Annotated in this window: 1 protein-coding gene; it reads right to left on the reverse strand. The window is 34.4% G+C overall.

Going from position 1 to position 713, the window contains the following annotated elements:
* The coding region (locus J582_RS25495; RefSeq protein ID WP_032049004.1) for a TetR/AcrR family transcriptional regulator at positions 1-480 on the reverse strand (480 nt) is incomplete at its 3' end.
* Positions 481-713: the final 233 nt, after the last annotated feature.

The following is a 713-nucleotide window of genomic DNA, read 5'->3' on the forward strand; positions in this document are numbered from 1 at the left end:
AATTGCGCCTTCAATCATATATAGCAATATTTTGGCGTCATTAAAGGCTGCATCGTTTTTTAGTAATCTAAGCTGACTATATATTTCATTGCTAAGCCATGTTCTGTATCTGACCGCAGTTTGGTAAGCGTTTGGATAACTGTTTTTAGTTTCAAAAATAGCCTTAAATAATAAGTAGTACGGCCCTTCTAAGTCGGTGTGTAATATATAAAGTTTTTTGAGTTTATCGATTGTGCTTGTGTCATGGTCGTACTCCACTATTGCAACCACTTGGTCTTGGAGCCGTTCTTTTTGCACAATTAAACAGATATCAATGAAGCGTTCTTTAGAGTGAAAATAATTATAAAACGTCATTTTATTCACTTCGGTTTCTTTCACAATTTTGTCGACACCGACCATATGAAAGCCACCGTAGTGAAATAAGTCGATCCCTTTTTTTACAACCTCAAAAGCACGTGTTGGGAGAATTAAATTTGGCATAGTTTTACCGTTATAAAATTAAATTTTTGTTGTATATAAATGAGATATAAAAGCCTTTTACTTTTTTGAAGCTAAAAAAAAGGCATAGCAAAGCCTATAAAGACTGTGCTTGGCACATCTCAAGTTTTATTGTTGCTGCAAGTTTTTAGTCGTGACGATTTAAAGCTTAATCAGCCGTATGGCGATCAAACTCGTTAAAAACTAAGTTGTGTTGTTATAGCTTTTGGCAAAGG

Origin of the sequence: Acinetobacter sp. 1566109, from assembly GCF_000582255.1 — a bacterium.
Taxonomy (GTDB): domain Bacteria; phylum Pseudomonadota; class Gammaproteobacteria; order Pseudomonadales; family Moraxellaceae; genus Acinetobacter; species Acinetobacter nosocomialis.